This window comes from Okeania sp. SIO2B9, from assembly GCF_010672505.1.
GTDB lineage: Bacteria > Cyanobacteriota > Cyanobacteriia > Cyanobacteriales > Microcoleaceae > Okeania > Okeania hirsuta.
In genome coordinates, this window is record NZ_JAAHGK010000674.1 from 1 (window position 1) to 4,149 (window position 4,149).

Here is a 4,149-nt window from a genome sequence, read left to right on the forward strand (position 1 = left end):
ATCAATATGAAAAGCGCTGTAAATCATTCTTGTTGAAGAGGCAAGAAGCAAGAAGGAAAAAGGAAAAAGTAGATGGGGACTCAAACTCCAAGCAATTAGAGTTGTTGGGAAATAAAAATTGAACAATGCTCAAAAGCTTATTCTATAAGGTTTTCAGTATCTTAGGACTGAAAAACGCTATAAACTTTGACTAATAAGGGTTTTAGCCATTTTTTTAGCTTAATTCCCAACAACTCTATTATAAACACTGTGTAGAAGGCAGGGTATTAAACCCAAAAGAAAAAAAATAATTTTATTGCTTCGGTGTTTCTCATTCCCTAAAGTCTACAATATCTCACAACTCAAATAAGATTGCTGTATATCAACCAACTCACTCCAACAAGCCCGGTCTAGAAAAGCGAAAAAGCTTATAGTTAAAGTGCTAATTGCTGTATATCAATTAATTTAGAGTTTGAATATTCATCTTGAGACGCTCCCTGTAATCAAATCATTTTTCAACAATAAAAACTCTCCAATTATCTTACTTTGTTTCTTATGTCCTCAAGGATTTAATTCACTGTTAATATTTTAAATCTAAATCCTGAATAAATCTTTGCTTAATTGATTAGCTGTCAATTTTTCGAGCAACTTATTGGCAAATTAAGTTGTACAAAATTCATAACAATTAGACTTAGATTCTATTTCTGGGGATAAAATTCTGATACAACCCTGTTTATAAAGAAACTGGTCACTATATTTAGGATTCACATTGGCAATGATATTAAACCTTGCCATTATTGCCATTAACTCAGATTTTTTTATAGGTTTGCTTATATAGCCATTAGCCCCTTGTTTCATCGCCCAATATACATCAACTTCTTTGTTTTTACTAGAGAAAAAAACTACAGGTATATTCATAATTTTAGGTTCTGATTTAATTTGACGACAAACTGAATAGCCATTCATTTTTGGCATAATAATGTCTAAAAGCACTAAATCAGGATGTTCTAGTTTGATTTTTTCTAGTGCTTCTAAACCATCACTTGCCAGTATAATATTTAATCCCATCTTAGTAAGAAAGTGTGAACCGAGTTTTCTGACAATTTCGCAGTCATCTACGATTAAGACTGTTTTTTTTACCATGATTATATAGTGAAGCTAATGTATAGTTACCAAACTTGATTGAGGTGTAGATTTAGCACCCATGAATTGGGTGATTTAATACTTGCACTCCTGACTGTTTTCCCAATTGCAGAATGTTAAATTAATCGATTCAGTTAATAATGAAATTTTTAACTAAGAGAATATTAATATTATTAACCTAGTTTCATGATTTTTTGGTAGAGCATACAATCGTATCTACCTGTAATTATAATACACCTTTTAGATAGAAAATCAGAAGTTTTAGAACTGATTTATAAAGTAAATATTAAGAGGCTGAATTTCTGATTGTAGGCCAGTAAAGTAGAAATTTATGAGACCTAGATAGCATAAGAGTTTTCCTGCGGAATGCTGCGCAAACAGCTCAGTTAATAAATCAGGTCTTACCGAAGTTTGTGAAGTACAGTAAGCATTCAGCATTCAGTTATTAGAAGTCAGCCATAAAAATGAAAGACGAATTTGGCACATTAGTCAATATAATTCTTGGTGAAAAAATATAGAGGTAGTCCTATAGGTAGTATTTATAGCAATAGCCAGAGCGGTTAAGACATAGACTGATGAATCTTAAACTAGGCAATGTTTTTCCCACTGTTCTCAGATCCGGTTTTCCCTGTTCCCTGTTATAGTTTGATGTATTTTTATCCAGACTTTCAATTATCATTCAGTCTCTGAATACTGATTTAAACTTAATTTCGCCAAAAGCTATCATCAGTTAAGAGTTAATAAATGATAGCTAAATACCGATAAATTACATTCTTTCTAAAACAGAAATAATGATAGCTGAATACTGATAAATCACATTCTTTCTAAAACAGAAATTCCCAGCAAAGATAATCCCAACTTTAGAGTTATAGCTGTCAAGTAACACAACAATAATCTAGAAGTACGCAAAGGTTCTTCTGAAGTTAACACTGGGCAATTCTCAAAAAATTGATTAAACTTTCCACTCAATTCATATAAATATTCACAAAGACGATTAGGCAACAGTTCAACAGCTACCATATTTAACACTTCATTCAACAACAATAGATGTTTTCCTAACACCAACTCTTGCTCATCTTTCAAGATGATTTTGCCATTCTCTCTCAAATTTTCAAACTCAATTTCTCCCTTCCGAGCAATTCCTTGAACCCGCACATAAGCATATAATAAATAAGGAGCAGTATTTCCATTCAAAGCCAACATTTTATCAAAACTAAACACATAATTACTATTCCGATTTTGACTCAAATCTGCATACTTAACCGCACTCAAACCAACAACTTTAGCTATATTTTCAATAAACTCATCACTCTCCGAACGATTCTCCTCTTCCAGCCTCTTTTTCAAATCATTCCGCGCCCGATTTATAGCCTCATCTAATAACTCTTTTAACCTGACAGTTTCCCCAGAACGAGTCTTTAACTTCTTCCCATCTTCTCCTAATACCAAACCAAAAGAAACATGAACAACTTCCACATTTTCTGGAATCCAACCAGCACGTTTTGCCACTTGCCAAACTTGAGCAAAATGATTAGCTTGACCAGCATCCGTAACGTAAATTAATCGCTTTGCACCCTCTTTTTCAATCCGATGACATAAAGCAGCTAAATCAGTAGTTGCATAATTATAACCACCATCAGATTTTTGTACAATTAATGGTAAACGCTCGCCTTCCTTATTAGTAAATCCCTCCAAAAATACACATTGAGCACCATTATTTTCCTCCAATAAACTTAACTTATTTAATTCTTCCACAACCCCAGGCAACATAGAATTATAAAAAGATTCTCCCCGCTCATTTAACTCAATATCAAGTAAGTCATAAATAACTTGAAATTCCCGGCGAGATTGATTACATAAAAGTTGCCAAGCATAACGACTATCCTCTGCACCAGCTTGCAAATTTACTACTTCTTCCCTCGATTTTTCCTTAAAAATTTCATCCTCATCAAACCTTTTTTTTGCCTTCCGATAAAAAGCAACTAAATCTCCTATATCTAAAACATCAGCAGTTTTTAAAGCTTCTGGAAAAGCTTCTCGTAAATAAGTAATTAACATTCCAAACTGAGTACCCCAGTCTCCCACATGATTTAACCTAAGTACATCATGTCCCTGAAATTCTAGAACCCTTGCCAAAGAATCTCCAATAATTGTTGAACGTAAATGTCCAACGTGCATTTCTTTCGCAATATTGGGACTAGAAAAATCAATGACAACTCGCTGTGGATTTTTTGTCGGGGGAATATTAAGTCGTTCATTTTTGATAATCTGTTGTAAATTAACTTCTATATATTCTGGTTTGAGGGTAATATTGATAAATCCTGGTCCAGCAATTTCTGGAGGCTTACATATATCCGTAATATCCAGCTTTTCAATAATTTGAGTAGCGATCGCCCTTGGTTTATCCTTTAATTTCTTAGCTAAAGACATTGCTACGTTACATTGATAATCTCCAAATTTGGGATTACTAGCTGGAACGACCATTGGATCTGTATTGGCTAAATCTTGACCAAAAGCAGCAACTATAGCTTTGTCGAATTTACTTTTGAGTTGTTCAAGAGTAGAGTTAATCATTATGTTTAATGTTGAAGATTTTAAACTTTTATAGATAATAACTTTCTGCTGTGGAAAAAAGTACTGATATCTGATAGACTAATTCTGAATATTTAAGTAGGTAGGTAAAATCATTTGTAGATTTACTACTCATACAAAATATGCCAGACTAGGGTGATTTTCAAAAAAATTGAAATTTAGGTAATTAGGGGATAATAAATAGATTTAGTATTCAGATATATTTTCTGTTCCCATATTTAGTATTTTATACCTCGATTAAATGTTAAATTAATTTGGCACAGATACTTATCTAATCCAATTTCTGCCAGGCAGCGGGCCAGCTCCCGTTCAACGTGGATGAGCTTGGCTGCGACTTCATGGCCTTCACCGACCGGAAGTTCATGCGCGGCCCCCGAGGTACCGGTTTGCTCTACGTTCGGGCCGAGACGATGCCGACGCTCGACGAGCCGGTCA

Annotated in this window: 3 protein-coding genes; 1 reads left to right on the plus strand and 2 read right to left on the minus strand. The window is 33.9% G+C overall.

The window, feature by feature from the left end; genetic code table 11:
* Positions 1-639 precede the first annotated feature (639 nt).
* Together F6K13_RS21355 and argS are read right to left on the minus strand one after the other, a co-directional pair.
* Positions 640-1,122, minus strand: a complete 483-nt coding sequence (locus F6K13_RS21355) for a PleD family two-component system response regulator (RefSeq protein ID WP_124145090.1) — start codon at positions 1,120-1,122, stop codon at positions 640-642.
* A gap of 813 nt (positions 1,123-1,935) precedes the next feature.
* Entirely contained in the window at positions 1,936-3,693 is a 1,758-nt protein-coding gene (argS, locus tag F6K13_RS21360) for an arginine--tRNA ligase (RefSeq protein WP_124145101.1), read from the minus strand.
* Between the two features lie 359 nt (positions 3,694-4,052).
* On the opposite strand from argS, the gene F6K13_RS35305 reads away from it, so the two are divergent.
* Positions 4,053-4,149 (plus strand): hypothetical protein (locus tag F6K13_RS35305; RefSeq protein ID WP_353735694.1); only part of this gene is annotated, 97 nt, incomplete at its 3' end.

What these genes read in the sequence shown, in the direction of transcription:
- F6K13_RS21355 (WP_124145090.1), bottom strand. Translation starts at nt 1,122, where the DNA reads ATGGTAAAAAAAACAGTCTTAATCGTAGATGACTGCGAAATTGTCAGA.